The sequence below is a fragment of the Leptolyngbya sp. CALU 1928 genome (assembly GCF_056784215.1).
In genome coordinates this window covers 15,590-32,653 of record NZ_JBXBCE010000006.1, presented here as the reverse complement: position 1 = coordinate 32,653, position 17,064 = coordinate 15,590, and the positions used below count along the sequence as shown (strand labels likewise).

The 17,064-nt window shown below is 48.2% G+C and carries 21 protein-coding genes; 17 read left to right on the top strand and 4 right to left on the bottom strand.

The features are described from left to right. Positions 1-54 precede the first annotated feature (54 nt). The 13 genes from AC1S5B_RS21230 (at position 55) to AC1S5B_RS21170 (ending at position 9,470) form a co-directional block, all read left to right on the top strand. Positions 55-1,365, top strand: a complete 1,311-nt coding sequence (locus AC1S5B_RS21230; protein ID WP_482037693.1) for a hypothetical protein — start codon at positions 55-57, stop codon at positions 1,363-1,365. Positions 1,366-1,555: 190 nt separating this feature from the next. Continuing rightward, positions 1,556-1,996 carry a hypothetical protein gene (locus AC1S5B_RS21225; protein WP_482037692.1) on the top strand — a complete coding sequence of 147 codons (441 nt, stop codon included), beginning with the start codon at positions 1,556-1,558 and terminating at the stop codon, positions 1,994-1,996. Positions 1,997-2,064: 68 nt separating this feature from the next. Beyond that, a complete protein-coding gene (locus AC1S5B_RS21220; protein ID WP_482037691.1) occupies positions 2,065-3,240 on the top strand; it encodes a hypothetical protein in 1,176 nt (391 codons plus the stop codon). Between the two features lie 120 nt (positions 3,241-3,360). Next, positions 3,361-3,645 carry a hypothetical protein gene (locus AC1S5B_RS21215; RefSeq protein WP_193878960.1) on the top strand — a complete coding sequence of 95 codons (285 nt, stop codon included), beginning with the start codon at positions 3,361-3,363 and terminating at the stop codon, positions 3,643-3,645. Between the two features lie 3 nt (positions 3,646-3,648). Beyond that, entirely contained in the window at positions 3,649-4,392 is a 744-nt protein-coding gene (locus AC1S5B_RS21210; protein ID WP_482037690.1) for a hypothetical protein, read from the top strand. A gap of 44 nt (positions 4,393-4,436) precedes the next feature. After that, positions 4,437-4,610 (top strand): hypothetical protein, encoded by a 174-nt coding sequence (locus AC1S5B_RS21205; protein ID WP_482037689.1) that lies wholly within the window; start codon positions 4,437-4,439, stop codon positions 4,608-4,610. Between the two features lie 2 nt (positions 4,611-4,612). Then, positions 4,613-5,197: a siphovirus Gp157 family protein gene (locus tag AC1S5B_RS21200; protein ID WP_482037688.1), complete on the top strand. Its 585-nt coding sequence runs from the start codon at positions 4,613-4,615 to the stop codon at positions 5,195-5,197. A 103-nt stretch (positions 5,198-5,300) separates the two neighbouring features. Beyond that, positions 5,301-5,963, top strand: coding sequence for a hypothetical protein (locus AC1S5B_RS21195; protein ID WP_482037687.1), 663 nt, complete (start codon positions 5,301-5,303; stop codon positions 5,961-5,963). Positions 5,964-5,968: 5 nt separating this feature from the next. Further along, entirely contained in the window at positions 5,969-6,406 is a 438-nt protein-coding gene (locus AC1S5B_RS21190) for a hypothetical protein (RefSeq protein ID WP_482037686.1), read from the top strand. Between the two features lie 2 nt (positions 6,407-6,408). Further along, positions 6,409-7,257 (top strand): hypothetical protein, encoded by an 849-nt coding sequence (locus tag AC1S5B_RS21185; protein WP_482037685.1) that lies wholly within the window; start codon positions 6,409-6,411, stop codon positions 7,255-7,257. After that, positions 7,230-7,988 carry a hypothetical protein gene (locus tag AC1S5B_RS21180; protein WP_482037684.1) on the top strand — a complete coding sequence of 253 codons (759 nt, stop codon included), beginning with the start codon at positions 7,230-7,232 and terminating at the stop codon, positions 7,986-7,988. The genes AC1S5B_RS21185 and AC1S5B_RS21180 overlap by 28 nt, the downstream gene beginning before the upstream one ends. Then, the gene (locus AC1S5B_RS21175; RefSeq protein WP_482037683.1) at positions 7,972-8,649 is read left to right on the top strand and encodes a Mov34/MPN/PAD-1 family protein; all 678 of its coding nucleotides are present in this window, start codon (positions 7,972-7,974) and stop codon (positions 8,647-8,649) included. The genes AC1S5B_RS21180 and AC1S5B_RS21175 overlap by 17 nt, the downstream gene beginning before the upstream one ends. Then, positions 8,640-9,470 carry a ThiF family adenylyltransferase gene (locus AC1S5B_RS21170; RefSeq protein WP_482037682.1) on the top strand — a complete coding sequence of 277 codons (831 nt, stop codon included), beginning with the start codon at positions 8,640-8,642 and terminating at the stop codon, positions 9,468-9,470. The genes AC1S5B_RS21175 and AC1S5B_RS21170 overlap by 10 nt, the downstream gene beginning before the upstream one ends. Positions 9,471-9,509: 39 nt before the next feature. Here AC1S5B_RS21170 and AC1S5B_RS21165 read toward each other — a convergent pair whose 3' ends face one another. Next, positions 9,510-10,223 (bottom strand): response regulator, encoded by a 714-nt coding sequence (locus AC1S5B_RS21165; RefSeq protein ID WP_193878979.1) that lies wholly within the window; start codon positions 10,221-10,223, stop codon positions 9,510-9,512. Between the two features lie 286 nt (positions 10,224-10,509). Here AC1S5B_RS21165 and AC1S5B_RS21160 point away from each other — a divergent pair, with 286 nt between their 5' ends. Continuing rightward, positions 10,510-11,655 (top strand): hybrid sensor histidine kinase/response regulator, encoded by a 1,146-nt coding sequence (locus AC1S5B_RS21160; RefSeq protein ID WP_482037681.1) that lies wholly within the window; start codon positions 10,510-10,512, stop codon positions 11,653-11,655. 11 nt (positions 11,656-11,666) lie between these two features. Here the strand turns inward: AC1S5B_RS21160 and AC1S5B_RS21155 are convergent, their stop codons facing one another. From AC1S5B_RS21155 to AC1S5B_RS21145, 3 genes are all read right to left on the bottom strand, one after another. Beyond that, a complete protein-coding gene (locus AC1S5B_RS21155; RefSeq protein WP_482037680.1) occupies positions 11,667-12,623 on the bottom strand; it encodes a ParB/RepB/Spo0J family partition protein in 957 nt (318 codons plus the stop codon). Next, positions 12,620-13,450 carry a ParA family protein gene (locus AC1S5B_RS21150; protein ID WP_482037679.1) on the bottom strand — a complete coding sequence of 277 codons (831 nt, stop codon included), beginning with the start codon at positions 13,448-13,450 and terminating at the stop codon, positions 12,620-12,622. The genes AC1S5B_RS21155 and AC1S5B_RS21150 overlap by 4 nt, the downstream gene beginning before the upstream one ends. Positions 13,451-13,729: 279 nt before the next feature. After that, positions 13,730-14,836: a tyrosine-type recombinase/integrase gene (locus AC1S5B_RS21145; protein WP_482037678.1), complete on the bottom strand. Its 1,107-nt coding sequence runs from the start codon at positions 14,834-14,836 to the stop codon at positions 13,730-13,732. A gap of 153 nt (positions 14,837-14,989) precedes the next feature. Here AC1S5B_RS21145 and AC1S5B_RS21140 point away from each other — a divergent pair, with 153 nt between their 5' ends. Genes AC1S5B_RS21140 through AC1S5B_RS21130 form a run of 3 tightly spaced genes read left to right on the top strand, consistent with a single transcriptional unit; the run spans position 14,990 to position 17,030 of the window. Continuing rightward, positions 14,990-15,787, top strand: coding sequence for a DUF4058 family protein (locus AC1S5B_RS21140; protein WP_482037677.1), 798 nt, complete (start codon positions 14,990-14,992; stop codon positions 15,785-15,787). Beyond that, positions 15,787-16,329, top strand: coding sequence for a hypothetical protein (locus tag AC1S5B_RS21135; RefSeq protein WP_482037676.1), 543 nt, complete (start codon positions 15,787-15,789; stop codon positions 16,327-16,329). The genes AC1S5B_RS21140 and AC1S5B_RS21135 overlap by 1 nt, the downstream gene beginning before the upstream one ends. Further along, positions 16,329-17,030: a hypothetical protein gene (locus AC1S5B_RS21130; RefSeq protein ID WP_193878998.1), complete on the top strand. Its 702-nt coding sequence runs from the start codon at positions 16,329-16,331 to the stop codon at positions 17,028-17,030. The genes AC1S5B_RS21135 and AC1S5B_RS21130 overlap by 1 nt, the downstream gene beginning before the upstream one ends. The last annotated feature ends 34 nt before the right edge of the window (positions 17,031-17,064 follow it).

Genomic DNA, 17,064 nt, shown 5'->3' with positions numbered 1-17,064 from the left:
CTCAGGAGTAACAATGCTCTTGGCTTAACTGCGATGAATGTCAATCTGCGACAAATGACAATTCAATTTCTCAGGCACATTGGCTTTATGTCCGGTGCTAAAATCTGGCTACGAATTTCTTGGGATCTGCCTGTAGAAATTATTCCTGACAACTGGAACTGCTACTGGAAGAACAATCAACTGATCTACAGTCATTACATTTTTTGTGGCAGCATCACTCTCCAGGGCTTTACCCTTTATTGCTGCACTCAGGGTGGGCGCGATCGCCAGGGTAATACCTGCTGGCAGCTCACTCCCAAACGCTATGCCGATGGGTGGGCACTTGCATTCAAGTTTTCCTGTTTGGGTGCAACGGTTAGTTTCTACCCCAACCAGCCTGATAAAGGGATTAGCAACAGCCATGTCAGGCAATGCCAGTGCTTGTTCTATGAAATTGATGATTTGCCTTTGGCGAACCAATACATTGTATTGGAAGAATTTAAGCACGCAACGGGATTGAAACCAGTAGCAGTTACGTATACCGGTGGAAAGTCCCTGCATGTATATTTTAGATGCACCGTTGGGCTATCTCCAGAAAACTGGATCTGCCTGAATCGAAAGCTGGCGATCGCTCAAAATGCTGACCCAGCAATCTGTAATTTGGCGCGTTCTATGCGGCTTCCAGGCATGGTTCGCAGGGAAGTAGTTGATGGAGGGTTGGGAGGTGCTAGAGCAACCACATTAGAAAGTTACTCCAAGTTCCGATACGATCCTGAAATTCTGGAAGCTGCTCTGGATTCTACCGGGCTGTTTCCTTACGGATTATCAGATCAACGATGGCGGAAGTGGGTACAACTGGTTCATTTGGCGAAAATGAATGATTCTGTTGACCCACACTCCGCACTGACTCAACCACTTGTTCCAGGGTCTCGCTCAACAGTGCTAAAGCATCGGAGAGTTAGAACAAGCCCTGCAAAGAGAGACAAGCACTTGTCTCTCAAACAACACCGCGTTAGCGGGATATCGATTCCGCTGACTGTTTGCCTGACAAAGAGCGATCGCGCCCTCTTGAGATACGGTGAACGGTCAGGCAATCGGAACAATGCTGGTTACAAACTGGCTCGGAACCTGTTGGGAACCTCTGACCTATTGACCCGACACCAGATCATTCATCACCCTAATCCCCATCAACTCTTTGAGCGATACTGCGATCGCTGCACACCTCCCTTGAGTGATATGGAAGCCAATACCATCTGGCAAAGTGCTAGCAAAACTCCTGCCTTCGCCAGTCGTACCCTCGATTCCATTCTGACGAGTGTAAATCAATGGCACTCTCACAAGCGTAGGAACCGACGTACTCAGACCGGAAAGATTAGTGCTCGTTAGCGTCCTCCAGTAGTGGTTAGCCCCTGAAGGGCAAAGGAATGTAGGGAATGCCAAAACACTGCTCCTGCTAGCTAAACATCGTAGTTCCTGACTTAGGGAATAAACTCCACCAAAAATCGAGAGTTTTGTTCCCTAAGTTAACCTCAGAGCTATCGCTCCAACACTTTCAGCCGTTTAATCTCTGAGCGATATGGAGCATTATCTTAACTTCAACCTGGTTGGTGAACCCCAACGCTTTCATGTGAGTCTTCCCTGGAGCAACCTCCACACCATCAATTTCAACGCGGTTGACGCGCATCTGAAAAGTGTGGTGCCAGAAGCAATATACGATCGCACCCGCAAACTTAAACCCAGCGAGTATGCCCCCGAACTCGAAAGTATCGACTTTCATCATTGGCTCCGGCAAGCGCAAACCAATAGAGACACTGCGATGAACCCGTATCAACAAGAACTCACCAAGCTGGTTGGTGGTCAGGTTCATCATGCTGGACTCACTCAGGATGGCTACCCTTACCTGATTGTGAGGCAACCAGCTTCAGAGACATTCTTTTATGTAATCGCCCAGGCAAATCCAGAGGGCACCAGTATTGGGTTCCTGCACATTACCGAGCGAACAGGAAACATCACCTGAGAACATCAAACATCCTTTCCTACGAACTCCTTCAGGCACTAGACTGGAGGATTTTTTATTTCTACGCTATGACCCCTCAATTGCATCTCCTCAATTGGGGGATGGGAGTTGAGAGCACAGCAATCCTGGTGCGTTGGCTGCGGTCGCCGCAATCCCGTCCCTTCGATAGCTTCCAAAATCTAATCGTGTTGACCGCGCAAACTGGCGATGAAATGGATGAAACCAAATACCTTTGTGAGACTCATCTCTTCCCACTAATGCGGGAGCACAGGGTTCGATTGGTGCAAGTTGCCAAAGCCTCTGCCAGTAAACGGGATGGCTACATCATTCTCAGTGACACTCAGCAGCCCTACGAACTGCACATCGAAGGATACTTTCCCCTCAGCCGCGATCTGTTTCAGTCTGGAACCGTCCCTCGATTAGGGCGACCTCACATCTGTGCTCAACGCTGGAAAGGGGAAGTGCTTGATGCCTGGATCTCAGATCATATTACAGAAGCCTTTGGTCCCTATTTGGGTTACAACGCGGATGAAACAAAACGGGCAGGTAAAGCCGATGGCTACACTTGTCAGGGGCACCCGTTTCTCTACCCGCTCATCGAGTGGGGATGGACACGGGATGATTGCATTGAATATCTCTATCGTACTCTGGGAATACTTTGGAGAAAATCTGCCTGTAGCTATTGCCCATTTCAGCAAAAACAAGCTGCGATCTCCCGCTATAATCGTGACCCGAAAGCCGCCGGGTTCACACTGCTGATGGAGCTAAACGCTCTGGCATTTAATCCTCGAATGCATCTATTTTCATCAGGCACTGCTTACGATCTGATGGTGAAAAGCAGTAACCAGGCTGCCATTGCTGAATTGGAGCAGCTATTACGTCAGTTACAGTGGGCAATCTATCACGTTCAACGCACTTACAAGCAATTAACTGGGAAAAACGGCAAGCCCTACGTCAATTCCGATCGCAAAGTGGTTCTGGTAGACGAAGGCAACAAAGCTCAGATCGAGTCCAAGTTAGAGACAATTTGCCATCGGCATCATGCCTCAATAGAAGATCTGCACGGCAAACGGTGCTATCTCCACCGACGACAAGAAGGCATTTATCCGGCTTTCGAGGAGTTTTACGTGGTTGCCTCCAAGCTAGCGAAAAACAAATGCCGTAACCTGAAAGCCTTTGAGCAAAATTGGCGAGAACTGACAGGACCCGCTAAACCTGTTCAGTTGACTCTCTTTGTTCCCTAACCTAAGCCCAGACAAGATGGCTGCGATCGCGATAGAGCTTCCGCTCCAGGCAATATAGGCGGGCTGCCAGCTTTAAGCAGGTCTATATGCTCTCGCCTGTTCACCAACATGGAGCGGTCTATGTCTGAATCGCTAAACTCAAATCCTCCAACTTTCGTAGTGGTTAAGGTCGATGAACCTTTACCGTGGCCAGAACAGGAGACTTTCTATCCCATCTTGCCAACAGAAGAACCCCACACCTACGGTACGCTTCAGCGTGCAGTGGAGCTGGTTGCCTCGTTGATTGAAGACTTTGGTTACACCACCCAAAATACTCGGATTTATCGACTCGTACCTGTTGCTGATGAAGACACGTTGCCACTCATCCAAAACGCTCTGACGACTCTACAACAAGACGGTGAGTAGCTCATGTTCTTCTACTTTAGTGGGCTTTCTGAGATTAATGATGCCCTCATGTTAAAACGGGCTGGCGTGAATCAAGTTTTAGTGAATCCAACAAAAATTCATCTGAGTAAGGGTTTTCTAAAGGTAGCTTTAGATTCTAATGCTTACTATCACTTTAGGTACGGCGGTACGCTGGATGTGATCCGATATATGGAAATCGCAGTCTCAGGAAACTACACGTGGATCAGTGCTCCAGATGTGATTGGCGATCCGGAAGCAACTTATCAGAACTGGCTGATGGCTCGCCGATGGCTTAAGCAAAACTTTGAGTCTTTTCCTATCAGGATGATCCCGGTATGGGGATGGGACACACCCAAGAAGTTTCTGAATCACTACCTACAACATAGCCGGGTTGTTGGTATTGGTGGATTGGTGATGCTCATGCGTCAGGGCAAATCTACAAACCCAGAGGAACGGGCGATCGCCTGCAAAATGCTGCGTCAATTGAAAACCCTCTGTCAGCAATATCCTCAACGGTTTCATATCTATGGGTGCAATTGGACAGTTGCCCTCAATCATTTGCGGTATCTGGCTTACAGCGCAGATAGTAGCCTTGCCTGGGATGGTGCTCGCTATGGATTGATTATTCATATCCGTAACGGTAAACTAATTCGCACACCTGCCTGGAAATTAGGGTTTAAAGGTCACCGGGAAGCTCGGTGTATTGTGTGTGCCAGAGGCATTCGACGGTTTATGGCACAGAGGTAGTGCGCTATCGCGCTGGTTCATACAGCGTGATCAAGGCTACCCCTATGCAAACTCTGACAACCAGTTCTACGAATCACTCAGTACCACTGACAATCACCCATCCTGATCTCTCTCTTGAATCCGAGCAATCCTCAGAAGACATTAATCCAGGCACTCTGATGATTTTGGCAGACATCGAAGCAGAACGAGACTATTACGAATCTTGTGGGAGATGGTAATCATGACCTTTCCTCTGGCTCAACAATCCCTGGTAGGACTCTCTCAAGCAGCAGCGGAACTCTGGGATCTGCTCACCCATTCCCAAACAGTTGAGGAGGAAGCAGAACTTCTTGCAGCGATTTGGGAGACCCAGGAAGCGCAAGAAGAGGCGATCGATCTTCACGCCGAGCTGGCATTTCAGCTTGATGCTGAGATTGCGGGTGTTAAACAACGGCTGGAACACCTGAAAGCAGTCCATCAGGAAGCCCTCGATCGCCTAGAACGATGGCGACAGGCACTCGATCAAAGCATTCTAGACCAAAACCTAGCCGGGGGGCTGCCCGATGAAGTCGTCGGTCATTCACTCCGCATCACCATTCGCGAAAATCCTCCCAGTTGTGAGCTACTGGTGGATGCAGAAGACTTGCCAGATGAGTTCCGCAAAAAGAAAGTCACTTACGCTGCCGACAAGAAAGCTATCATTGCTGCCTGGAAGAGAGGCGTTCCCGTCGATGGCACCCATATCGAACGCAGGCGGCGCGTCATTTATGCACTAACCGCTACAGCGATTCAAGACTTCAAGAACTCACTTTTAGCGGAGCAATAAGCCCTTTCGTCAGCCAGCAGCAGAAACGCATCCTTGCTGCTGGATAATTTTTGCATTGTCCTGGCTACCGCCATTTCAGCTAGACCATTAATTTGTCTCTGCTATGAAATGGCTAACACCAGATGAGGCGCTCACTGCTGCAAATTTAACAGCTACAACAACTAAATTGGATGCGATCGCCAAAAGCACTAATGGCAAAAAGACGGCTGAAGAGCGTTTTCAAGCGCTTGGGTTGTTGTTCGATCGGGAGCGTTACGAAGCAGGTCACTCCGACTTCTTGAAGCTCCTGAATCTCGCAATTGATGAACTAGAAGAACACACTGATACAGAAGATGATCCTGACGAAGAAGGTTTAGAGGCAACTTCCAATGACGAAGACTCCTCAAACCCTCCATCCTCCACACAGCAGCCCGAACCTTATATTTTCGAGCAGTGCAAAATTCAGGTTGTGATCACTCTGTTACCCTACACAGGACAACCAGGAGGCAGACCTGTGCTACTGGCTGCTAGCAGTCATGGGGATTTTCCCATTGTGGCAATGTTAACCCAGGAAGAATTAGGTTCCTTTCCACCTGCGATCGCCCAGCTTCTAGCCGACCTGAAAGCCGATTTTCCCAACCGCCAAATCCGCCGCAACATTGCCCAAACCCAATCCGCTAAAGTCGCGCCTCAACCCACAATCCAAACCAAAACTCAGCCTCCCTCAGCCAGTCCTATCACTTCCAAGCCAAGCAGCAACGCTCAAACTCAAATCTCATTGTTCTAACTGTTATGACTACCAGCACAACTAACAAACGACTCGTGATCTACGAAGGGCAACAACACTGGCTACCTGATGCGATCGCCCTCGATGATCAACTCCTGCGTGATGCCTTCACTCCCCTCTGCGCTGAACTGGCAAATGCAGAGATTGAACGCAAAGAAGGAGAACCCATCCGCATTATCAAAAAGCCTGGTCGAAAGGGTACTTCTCCACTGGAATCTTTGCTGACGGCTCCAGAAGAGGTTAATCCAGCAATACAAATGTGTTACCAACTACGGCAACATCAGATGCTAACTGGAATTGATTGGAGGAATGCCGAGCAATGGGCAGGGCAGGTCGAAGAAGCGATCGCTGCTGGGACAGTATTCACACAAGCAGTTAATCATTCACTAAAAGCTCTAACTTTTTGTACTCCAACGTCCGGCGGCATTCCTGAAGGATTCTAACTATGAGTCTTGTCCCCAACAGTACAGCGGAAGCCATCTACAGCCTTCGTCAGTACCAGTTCATAGTCAATTTCTCCAAAGCTCTTGACTACTTGGAAGCCCAACTCAACCTTTATCAATTGCTGGCACTTTACCAACACTTTTTTCCTCTTGAATGGGCAACTAGCCAAACCTCTCTTTATCTACCCATTGATGCCAGCCATACTAAAGCCGTCTCCCTGGAAAATCACCATAGCCCAAGGGAATTGGAGTTCATTACGCTGGTCTATACCCACCTGTTCCCAATGTCATTTTGGGCTGTAGAAAGCGCTCATGAAGAGCGACTACAGGCTATCCCCATCACATCAATGGGTGTGGACTGGCAAATTGAAGAAGGAATCGAGAACTTACGGATTGGATGGAAGTTGCTTGTCCCATTCAGTAAAGAAGGTCGCTATTGGTTAGACGATGTGGAGTTGGAAGGTAGCGAATGGTTTAACAGTGAATTCGAGGCTCATCAAGTTTATTACAAAGACATTCACAATCCCGACAAAATCGACAACAAACGATTGCGGCGGCTTTGCTGTGAACTCACTAATCCCTTACAATTCTTGCCTCTGGCACTGCAATTGCTAGATCACGAAACCAAAAACATTTGGCTAGATGAATCTCCTGATGAGATGAACTATGGGCTGTACGCCTCCTCTCTACCCTGGTCTAAATCGTCTATCAACCTCCTGCACCGGAAATGGAAGCAAGCAAGCCGCATTTTGGATGCTGCGTATTGCCTGATCGAATGGTTAGAGGCTGACTTAAACACTCATGCACAACTGCTGCTACAGCTATGGACACGCGCCTTGAAACGAGTCTGACTGAGAACTCACCCAACCCTACTATCTCCAGTGACATCATCCGATCTGTTCTTGCTGACCCACCCAGGAATTCTGCTGCAATCCAGGCAGAATTACTATTTCTGGATGGCTATTACATCTTTCATAGACGGGATAAAGATCTGCCAGCCGCTGACATTTACAAATGCGTCTCTCCAACTGCGCTCCGAACTGCCTTTAGTTTTGAACCCATTGACACCGGCTGGATGCAACCTGACATCGTGCGCTATGGCACAGGGAGCAGGGGCACTTACCTGGTCAAGTTCATCCCTCCCGCTACGCATCTCCTTAACTGTGATGAGGTCGGAACTCTAAAAATTCTTCTACCTGCAATGCTCTTTATGGGTATGGAGAAAAAATACTGGGTTTGGGCAATTAAAGGCAAGACATTGGACCCCAAAGCATTTGCCTTTCATACTCCACTACCCAATGTCTACAATTCAGGGCAGGTTTGCTGGGGTGTCAATGAACCACCTGATGCCAGCCCTCAAGGTATTGAGCCAGCCTGGAATCTTTTCATTTTCAGCCTATTTACAAATCATCTGGCTACAGGTAAATCGAAAGCTCATCGATCAGATGTACGCCAACAGCTCTTGAAACTACATCAACTAAACAAGCGTTCCACCTATCCAGGTTCTGATCTGATGCCTATCGGCAACAAAAAAAGTGTCGATACACTGGTGCAGGAAATTTTAGATGAACGAAACCACTAACCCGCTGATTGGCTATGCAACTGCGGCTGATTCAGGCAGCGCTCTCACCTACCTCCTGGCTGGCAATGGCATTTTTGTCAGTGCGATCCGTCCTGGTATCCAAGTCCTCATGCCCGTTTGTCTGAGCGATCAGCGAATTAAAGGGCTACCTCACCTGACTCCCTATCTCACCGTTTCATCCCGTATCCCCAAAGAACTTTTGCTGGAAGTGTGGCGATCGAGCTGTAATGCCTGTACTGAATCTAATGTCGAAATACTATTTCACTTCCATAATCAGGAAGACAGATGGAATTTACGGGTTCCAGAACAAACTCAAAACACAACCAGTTGTCAACCCACAGAATCGGGGAGTCATGCCTCTCATCATCAGGCTATTGTAGAAATTCACTCCCATGCTTCCATGCCTGCATTCTTTTCCAGCACCGACAATGCAGACGAAACAGGCTTCCGGATCTATGGAGTCCTGGGTCGGGTGAATACAACCAAACCAGAGATTCAGATGCGAGTCGGGCTGTTTCAGCACTGCTGGAACGTTCCTGCAAAAACCGTGTTTGACATTGAATCAGATTTCTTTATGACAGACATTTCTGTACTGTCTGGATGCCAGTTTTACAGTACAGATTTGCCCCCTACCTCTGTGCTGGAGAACCTATGGAGCTAAACCTTAATCTGGCAAATGCCTCTCCTGTCTTGACCATCAATTACACCGAGATTGAATTCTGGTTGGTAGGATGTGGTGGAACAGGCTCCTGGCTCGCGCCATCCATTGTTCGGTTAGGTAGAGTTCTGTCTAGTAAAGGGAAGAAGGTCAAACTCTACTTTGTTGACCCAGACCACGTTGAAGAAGCTAATGTGTTACGCCAATGTTTCTGTGATGCAGAAGTCGGGTTAAACAAAGCCAAAACATTGGCACTTCGCTATGCGATCGCCTGGAAAATGGAAGTCGGTGCGATCGCCCAACCCTTCGATCCAGCCTGGGTTACTCCCGCCTACAATACCCTTGCCTTGGTCACAGGCTGTGTCGATAATGCCAAAGCCAGACGATCGATCGTTCAAATATTAGAGAATAACAACCACCAACTCACGCCTCGCACCTGGTATCTAGACTGTGGCAATTCTCGACGCAGTGGACAAGTTCTATTAGGCTCCCATCTCTCCACCAAACCCGATGATTATCAGTTTGACACGTTGGGATGCTTTCGGCTCCCTGCTCCTAGCATCCAACAACCCGACCTGCTGATTCCACAACCAGAGGAAATAGAGGATAATAGCCTCTCCTGTGAACAACTTGCTTTACTGAATAGCCAATCCCTCAGCATTAATCAGCGGGTTGCGGCTGAAGCCTTCGATTATCTGTTGCAATTGACCACCGGGAAGCTGCGACGGTTCGCCACCTACTTTGATCTAGAGAGCGGCAGTGGGCGATCGCTCTACACTACCCAAGCCAGTGTCATTCAAGCACTCCATCAATCTTCAAATTAATCACCGCGTACTGCATAGTTTTTCACTGTGCCGAAATTTCTACTCGATCAGTCCTGCTCGCATTGCCAGTACGGCTGCCTGAGTGCGATCACTGGCACATAATTTGCTGAGAATACTACGGATATGTACTTTGACTGTGCCAAGACTCATATAAAGTTGCCCAGCAATCTGGTTATTGGTATAGCCCTGAACCACCAGTTCCAACACTTCCAGCTCTTTATTCGTTAGAGGATCAGCCTCCAGAATTGTGGCTTGCTCCGAATCGAGAGCATTGATGGTAACTGTTTGAGGCTCACTAGCAACCGATGATAGCGACGCAGCTTGCCGAGCGTGCTTGAGGACAATACGGGCGATCGCTGGATCAATCCAAGACTGTCCCTCAAAGGTCGTGCGGATGGCTTCCAGTAGCAATTCAAACTTGGTGTTTTTGACACAGTAAGAGTCTGCCCCTGCTGCAAAAGCCGCTAGCACCATTCTTTCCTGAGTGTAGGACGTCAACATGATAAATCGGGTTGAAACATCTGACTCTGGAGGGAGAGCATTCCGAAACCGTTGCACAACTTCTATCCCATCGATATCTGGCAAGCCGATATCCACGATCGCCAAATCCGGCTTAGTTTTCTGAAGTAGCTTCAGCCCTGCCACCCCTGTTTCAGCTTCTCCCACCACCGAAATATCCTGCTGCTCATTCAGGGAACTACGGATGCCAGTTCGGGTCAGGCTGTGATCCTCGACAATTGCAATTCGCATCATTCACCTCATCCTGACTACTCCTAAAGACTGATAGATGCGAATCCCTAGATAGAACAAGTCTTTGCCTAAACGCAAAGTTTTGATAAATTCGCTAGACTGATTTCTTTACATTGCTGTTCCCTCTCCAGAGGTTTGCTTCTTTCTCTTATAGATTTTTATTTCCCTGGGATGAAGGCTAAGGAAGTCTGCACCAAGCAGGCTTAGAGCAGGTTACGAAGCACAGGGGCATCGCCAGTTTGCCGTAAGTCTCTTAGAGAACCGACAAATAAAGCGTTGGATAAAAAATATGCTCTCAAAACCTTTAAACCCAACCATCAGGTTTGCTTCATCTGGAGCAAAACGCATTCTGCTGGTGAATGCCCTCCCTAATATCTTTCGTTCCATACGATCGCTGCTCAGGAAACGGGGGTATCAGGTAGACAGTGCCCATAGCGGAATAGACGCACTGATTCAGCTTGAACAGTCTCCACCTGACTTATTATTGCTCGATACAGCTACTGCTGATATAGATGGTTATGAAGTGACCCGACGAATTCGACGGAATGCTGAATTGCCCTTTTTTCCAATCATGTTGGTGGCCGATCATAACCATGCCAGTGTGGTTAAGGGCTTAGCCTTGGGTGCAAATGATGTCATCCGCCCTACGGTGAAAAAGGGAGAGCTATTTGCCAGAATCCAGTCGATGTTAAAACTGAAACACAGTATCGATGAACAAATCAGGATTAATCAACAGCATGAAGACTTCATCGCTAGCCTGACTCACGATCTACGAACCCCGCTCATTGCAGCAGATCATATGCTGCATTTACTACGTCGAGGTACTTTTGGTAAAACATTGCCGGAGATGCGGGATTCTTTAGAGCAGGTTGTTCAAAGCAACCAAACTTTGCTAGAGATGGTAGATACTCTTCTGGAAATTTATCAGTATGAAGGAGGGTGCAAAGATCTTCACTTTCATAAGGTTGATCTCTGGGAATTAAGCCAAAACGTTGTTAGAGAACTAACTCCTCTGGCTATGACTAAAGGCTTGGCGTTGAACCTAACCTTAGTAGGAGTCACTGACAAAACACCTTTGTGGGTTAGGGGCGATCGCCTGGAACTTCGCCGCCTACTGACTAATTTGATTGGTAATGCCATCCGTTATACCGATACCGGATTGGTAGAGCTTCGCTTACAGCATTTGACTCGTGATTCCCCAGGGAATAACTCCATTGTCCTGGAAGTAGAAGATACAGGAATTGGTATCCCCCCGGAAGAACAAAAGTTTCTATTTGAGCGATACAGGCAGGGAAATCATCAGCGTCGAGGGAACGGGCTAGGGCTTTATCTATCTCATCAAATTGTGGAAGCCCATCACGGAACTATCAAAGTTGAATCTGAAGTCGGTAAAGGAAGTTGCTTTATAGTTCAATTCGATCTACTTCGTAAGTAAAAGCTCAAACCTTACTGAACTAAATCCTCTATCTCTTTCAATAACGCTTCTAGGCGATCGCGTTTCTCCTGATCCTCCCATGCAGATGTCTTTTTGAGCTGACGGCTTACAGCATTGAAACGCTTTAGGTAGTCGGGAGGCTGAGAAGCAGTGTTCTGTGATTGCGAAAGCTGTTTAATACGGTCACGAATATCCCTAATCGAAAGGTCTTGGGCGATCGCTGCTTGAAGTAGCTCTTGTCGCTGCCCTTCATCCTTAACCCGTCCTATGGTTTGCGCCTTCGTATACTCAATTTTTCCTTGTTGGAGTGCCTCAAGCACTTCTTCAGGCAAATTTCGTAAGGGCAAGCGATGTTTTACAAACGACTGCCAACTCATTCTTCCAAGGGCATTAAATACTTCTTCTACAACCTCTTCTTCCTGAACCACAACGTTGTGGTTCAAATTTCGAGTTGACTCATTCTGCATTCGATATAGGAGAGACACTACTTCTTGAACAGACAACTCCAATCGAATTGCTAGTAGCTGTAAGATCCCTTCTGTTTCCTCAACTGGGTTTAAATCCTCCCGTTGCAAGTTCTCGACCAGCGTGATTTGAAGGGCTTGCTGATCATTTAACTCAAGAATAGTTGCAGGAACCTCTGTTAGACCTGCTCCCTGAGCCGCTCTATAACGACGTTCTCCCGCGACCAATTCATATTCTCCAGGTTTCCCTGGCATGGGACGAACCAGTAAGTTCTCTAAAATACCGTACTCTCGAACAGAAGCAGTAAGCTGCTCCATTTTCTGAGGATCAAAATAGCGTCTGACCTGCTCAGGTTTGCGATGAATCTGAGCAATCGGCAAAAAATTCTTGGTCTCACTAGGCTCCGGCTGAACCAATTCTTCAGTACTGGAACCGAATAGCCTAGTTAAATCAATACTTCCCCCATAGGGTTTATCTTTTTTAGAAGCTTTGGATTGTGTCATAGAAGCTCCAGCCCTTCAATAATCTGATTCATCGTTTTAAGCGCAGGGTGTTTTCTATCATAAAGTGCTAAGGGCAGATGCTCTTCTGAAGCATCTGCAAAGATTGTAGATCGTGCGATCGGGGGGTAAACTGTCGCAACTGCTGAAAGCTGTTCTTGGATCGCTGCCAATGTCCGCTCATCATGAGAATTTCGCTGATCATACATGGTTGGTATAAATCCGGCGATCACAAGATCCCGGTTTGGACGCGCCCGCACCAGTTTAATAGTGTCAAATAACTGTTGCACCCCATTAAACGCTTTGTATTGGGACTGAATTGGTACTAATACATGAGTTGCTGCAACCAACGAGATATAAGCCAAGTTACCTAAACTCGGAGGGCAGTCGATCAAAATGAAATCATACTGCTCTTGAACGGGCAATAGTGCCTCTCTCAAGCGAAAGTCACTCATCATGGCTGACATCAGTTCGCGCTCTGCTAAAGCAAGCCCCAAGTTAGCTGGAACCAAATCGACACCCGGTGTACCATCTTCTTTTTGAGTCTGAGCATAAATTCCCTTATGAATGGGTAACGGCTCGTCGTGCAGAATCGCGTGGTATATCGTTTTGTTTAATTCGTAAGGATCAAGACCCATAAATATTGTGAGGGAAGCCTGAGGGTCCATATCCACCACAAGAACTTGATAGTAATCTCCCTTCTTCTTACTCCGTTTCTTCGTCTTCACATCTAACCGCTTACAACAAGCAATCATGTATCCAAGTTGATTGACAAGAGAGGTCTTGCCAACCCCACCAGCCTGATTAAACAAAGCAATAATCCGACTCATTCAAGTTTTTCCAAGTATTAGAGCAAATCAATTTTTGAACCACAACGTTGTGGTTCAACTGCAAAACACACTTTTGAACAATCCTGAAACGTCCCTTTAGCATGGGGATCATCAAAAATAGCAACAAAGCTTTAAGCGAAACCAGGTTCACTACAAACCTGTACGCAGGACTGAGAACGGTGTCCAAAAAACCTCTTCAGTATCAATCAGACCAAATATGCCTGATAAATAGTATGTATCAAGACCAGCTTAATTGAGCATCCATCTTTGAAATTCGTCTCATTTCAACTCACTGTTTTGGGGAGGCTCTTCCCCAATAGAGTGATAAAAAGCCCGTTCAGCCGCTGCACTGAGCGCTCGTTTCGCATATCGCTTGAAACTTGCTTCTGATTTATGACGGGTCAGTGTTCGGGCATGAAGGCTTTCAACCCCCCGTAAGAGCAAGCCAGTCGCAAATGTGTGGCGTAACTGGTGAGGATGAACATTCAGCAAAGTCAGGATTTGTTTGAGTTCTGCCTCATTGAACTGTCCCCATCTATCCTGCGGATCAGGTTCTAGCTCTCCTTGCTCAATTCTTTGCCGCCGCTCTAATGCCAATTGCGCCTGCTCTGCTGCAATCTTACCCAAAGACTTAACTGCGTAATATAGCCCTTGATAGCGCAACCGCTGACCTACCCGGTTGCGCCCAATAGACAAAAACAGGGGGCTATCAGGCGATAAGTCTCCCTCCTCAGAGCGACGTTGAACTAAATACGTGTTCAACTGCTCTCGCGCCTGACGACTGAGCGGGACTGTCCCCGTACTATCATCTTTGGCTTCTCGAATCGTCAGCCGAACGCCATCGTAATCTTCTACATTCAAATTCACGACCTCTTCCGCGCGCAGTCCATGACCTAGTACGGCTAGTAATGCGCGATCGCGCACCTCCGTCTCACCCCGTTCCTCCAGTGCCAAATACAGAGCCGCTACCTCGATTTCTGATAAGTCCCTGGCTGGGGGCAAAGGAACCCGCTCCATCTCCACTGCTGTAGTGGGATCATGGGCAATTTGCTCTGGGTACGCCGCTCGAAACCAATCAAAAAAACTCATCAGAGCGGTCAACGCTCGGTTGATGGAATTGGGAGAGAGATTTTGCCCCTGCAAATAGGCTTTGAACTGGGCAATCTGGCGAGGTGTGAGATCTGACCAGGCTCGATCGGTCCAAGCTAAAAACCGCTTCAATTCCCGTCGATAGGCTTTCTGCGTGTTGTTAGCCAGCGATCGCGCCTGAAAATATTCCTCCACCCGCAGCCAGCGCAGATCCGTGGGTTCCGTTGAACGGGGTGGAACTGAAGTCTGAGCAGAAACTAGACGGATGGAGGGTAGCCCTTCTGAACCAGAAAACATGACAATCGCCACACAACAGAGGTTATCAACTTGAGTTTAAGGCATTTCAAGTAAAATATCTATACAATATCTTCTCTACGACTAAACTACGACTAGGTTCAGCAGGGTTAGGGTATACTAAATGAAAATCCTTGCACTGCGGGAGTTTCACGGATGCCGTCGCTCTTCCCTGGCATGAATCCCTACCTGGAACAGCCAGCCTTCTGGTCGTCGTTTCACACCCGGCTGATGGTGGCGATCGCCGATACGGTAGCGCCCCAACTGCGCCCCAACTATTACATTGAGGTTGAGACTCGCACCTACCAGGATCAAGAAGAGCCAGAAGAAATCCTGGTAGGTATTCCAGATGCCGCTGTCTTAGCGGCTCGGTCAATCGATCCATTGGAGCCGTTGCGCGTTGAATCGGGTACAACGTTAACTCAGAAGCGACCCCGCTCCATTTTCTTGCCCCAGCCAACCACCATTAAAGAGCGCTATTTAGAAGTTCGCGAAGTCGGCACAGATACGGTCATTACAGTGATTGAGGTGCTGTCACCCAAAAACAAGCAGAAGGGAAAAGGCAGAACGGCTTATGAAAACAAGCGCAGGCGCATTCTGGGCAGTCTCTCCAATCTGGTTGAAATTGATCTGATCCGGGCGGGCATCCCAATGACGATGCTAGGAGAGGTGCAGCCAAGTGATTATCGCCTCATTGTGAGTCGTAGTTCACAACGTCCTCAAGCTGACCTGTATGACTTTGACTTACGTGAACCCATTCCCAGTGTGCCACTGCCGCTCAGACCCGAAGATGAGGAACCGCTGGTAGAATTACAGGTCATTATGCAGGGTGTGTGCGATCGGGCGGGGTACAACGAACGCATCGACTATCGTCAGCCTGTACCACCGCCCAAGCTATCCGAAGCGGATCAGCAGTGGGTCGATGAGTTACTTGCCCCCCTGCGAGGTGCGTGATGGCACGTCCCGATCAGGAAAAATGTCGGCTTTGCTCTAAGCTTGACTCCCAGGAAGCCCAACAGCGTCATGGATCGGATGGGGACGGATGCTGGAATCCAAAGGTTTGCCATAACCGCCGTTCCTACTATCGCCACCGGGGAGTCCGGAACCATGTCCGCAAACAACGACGACGCGGACAGCTAACTGAACCTTTATCATCAGAACCGGGCGTTTCTGGGGTAGTACGAGTAGCGACACTAGAGGTATTGGCTCCAGCCGTTCCTGCCGCTGTCGTTCACTGGTATCGCATGACCAAGGATTCACCGCTGCATGCCCTAGGCGCAGAACTCTGGATGGGGAACGATCGGGTTGCTAAAGTTGAACCCGTTCACTGCCTGGGACTGACCGAATTGCAGGTCAAAACCCTGCTGGTTCGGATTCTAAATGTCTTTTCACAGCACAGTGGAATCAAGGTAGAACGCTTTCGTTCCTCGGTTGAACTCCATCCCTATAACTGCCCGATTCGACCCTGCCCACTCTATCCAGAGGTTAGGCTGTAATGGAAGTGCAGCAGTTAGAGCTTGATCTCTGGCAGTCCCTGGAGAAAGCCTCTCGGTTTCCAGAGACGGCGGATCTGCGATCGCTCTGTGACGCGCTAGAGCAAACCCTATCTGACCAGTCTCTGGCAGAACAGTTGACTGTCGCAGGGGATGTGTTGGTACAGCTCTCAGAGGTTCATGCCGCACGAGCAAATCTCTTGATTTCCGGGTGGGAGCGTCGGCATAACCCGGCTGAACCGGTGGTAAATCTAGAGGACTGTGTCGATCTGTTCGTCCAATCTTTAACGCTGGATGTATCGGATCTGTTTGAAGAACCAGAGCCAATTCAGTACCCTGCTAACCGCAAGCAGAAATCATCCATTCAGGAAGAGGGTTCAGTCGTCGGGGAAGTCGATAAGAATGCGTTGTTGAATTGGGTCGATCAAGTGGCAGCAGATCAAGCACTTAATGAAGCTCAGATGGCGGAGCAGATTCGGGATCTAGCACATGGAGAAAATGTAGAGGAGTGGTCGAAGGCGATCGCCCAATATCTTCAGTGTTTCGGCTCAAACATTCGTCTACCTGATTTACAACAAGCATTAAAAATGCCGATCGTCGAGTTATGGCTCGGTTTGCTATTAGGAGGATACCCTTTAGAACAGCAGGGTGAATTTTATAATAGGCAAACTCTCTGGATTACTGGTGCTACCAAAGGAGTATAGCGGTATCAGTCCAGTTGAATGTAGGAACGTCATT

Coding starts and splice junctions, on each gene's coding strand:
- AC1S5B_RS21230 (WP_482037693.1), top strand. CDS start 55: ATGACAATTCAATTTCTCAGGCACATTGGCTTTATGTCCGGTGCTAAA.
- AC1S5B_RS21225 (WP_482037692.1), top strand. CDS start 1,556: ATGGAGCATTATCTTAACTTCAACCTGGTTGGTGAACCCCAACGCTTT.
- AC1S5B_RS21220 (WP_482037691.1), top strand. CDS start 2,065: ATGACCCCTCAATTGCATCTCCTCAATTGGGGGATGGGAGTTGAGAGC.
- AC1S5B_RS21215 (WP_193878960.1), top strand. CDS start 3,361: ATGTCTGAATCGCTAAACTCAAATCCTCCAACTTTCGTAGTGGTTAAG.
- AC1S5B_RS21210 (WP_482037690.1), top strand. CDS start 3,649: ATGTTCTTCTACTTTAGTGGGCTTTCTGAGATTAATGATGCCCTCATG.
- AC1S5B_RS21205 (WP_482037689.1), top strand. CDS start 4,437: ATGCAAACTCTGACAACCAGTTCTACGAATCACTCAGTACCACTGACA.
- AC1S5B_RS21200 (WP_482037688.1), top strand. CDS start 4,613: ATGACCTTTCCTCTGGCTCAACAATCCCTGGTAGGACTCTCTCAAGCA.
- AC1S5B_RS21195 (WP_482037687.1), top strand. CDS start 5,301: ATGAAATGGCTAACACCAGATGAGGCGCTCACTGCTGCAAATTTAACA.
- AC1S5B_RS21190 (WP_482037686.1), top strand. CDS start 5,969: ATGACTACCAGCACAACTAACAAACGACTCGTGATCTACGAAGGGCAA.
- AC1S5B_RS21185 (WP_482037685.1), top strand. CDS start 6,409: ATGAGTCTTGTCCCCAACAGTACAGCGGAAGCCATCTACAGCCTTCGT.
- AC1S5B_RS21180 (WP_482037684.1), top strand. CDS start 7,230: ATGGACACGCGCCTTGAAACGAGTCTGACTGAGAACTCACCCAACCCT.
- AC1S5B_RS21175 (WP_482037683.1), top strand. CDS start 7,972: ATGAACGAAACCACTAACCCGCTGATTGGCTATGCAACTGCGGCTGAT.
- AC1S5B_RS21170 (WP_482037682.1), top strand. CDS start 8,640: ATGGAGCTAAACCTTAATCTGGCAAATGCCTCTCCTGTCTTGACCATC.
- AC1S5B_RS21165 (WP_193878979.1), bottom strand. CDS start 10,223: ATGATGCGAATTGCAATTGTCGAGGATCACAGCCTGACCCGAACTGGC.
- AC1S5B_RS21160 (WP_482037681.1), top strand. CDS start 10,510: ATGCTCTCAAAACCTTTAAACCCAACCATCAGGTTTGCTTCATCTGGA.
- AC1S5B_RS21155 (WP_482037680.1), bottom strand. CDS start 12,623: ATGACACAATCCAAAGCTTCTAAAAAAGATAAACCCTATGGGGGAAGT.
- AC1S5B_RS21150 (WP_482037679.1), bottom strand. CDS start 13,450: ATGAGTCGGATTATTGCTTTGTTTAATCAGGCTGGTGGGGTTGGCAAG.
- AC1S5B_RS21145 (WP_482037678.1), bottom strand. CDS start 14,836: ATGTTTTCTGGTTCAGAAGGGCTACCCTCCATCCGTCTAGTTTCTGCT.
- AC1S5B_RS21140 (WP_482037677.1), top strand. CDS start 14,990: ATGCCGTCGCTCTTCCCTGGCATGAATCCCTACCTGGAACAGCCAGCC.
- AC1S5B_RS21135 (WP_482037676.1), top strand. CDS start 15,787: ATGGCACGTCCCGATCAGGAAAAATGTCGGCTTTGCTCTAAGCTTGAC.
- AC1S5B_RS21130 (WP_193878998.1), top strand. CDS start 16,329: ATGGAAGTGCAGCAGTTAGAGCTTGATCTCTGGCAGTCCCTGGAGAAA.